General features: G+C 40.3%; 1 protein-coding gene. It reads left to right on the forward strand.

The features are described 5' to 3' along the window. On the forward strand, positions 1 to 491 hold a 491-nt coding region (locus ACTHUR_RS19250; RefSeq protein ID WP_440400389.1), incomplete at both ends, for a hypothetical protein.

Genomic DNA, 491 nt, shown 5'->3' on the forward strand with positions numbered 1-491 from the left:
GCACTGGATCTCTATTTGAAAAGATTAATGGATTTAAGCGACTTTTATCAGAATTTAAAACCGAAACTATCGTATTTGGATGAGGAATATACCCTCAGTCAGAAATTGGATTTCTTGAATCCGCTTGAGATTACCGGATCATCGAAATATTTATTGTTGGAAACGCAGTCTGATTGGTCATTACTAATAGACAATAATCGGAACGGCACAGACTTTTCAAGTGTGCCGTATGAAGCCTTGCTGTGGAAAATCAGATTATTGACTATGTACTTACGCCCATATTTTGGCAAAGACGAATTCGGTGCGGTCTCATTTACCCTGTATGAGGGCAGCAAACAGGTTTCCCGTCATGACTGCGAAACCAGAAATGTTATGCTGCATAAAGAAACCAGTCGTGTCGAGTTTATGGAATATGGCACGCCGCTGCCGTTTGAACAGACAGAAAAATATACCGAAAGACTCAAAAAAAACAGGCTGACTGTGGAGATGAT

The sequence above is a fragment of the Neisseria sp. P0021.S007 genome (genome assembly GCF_051956855.1).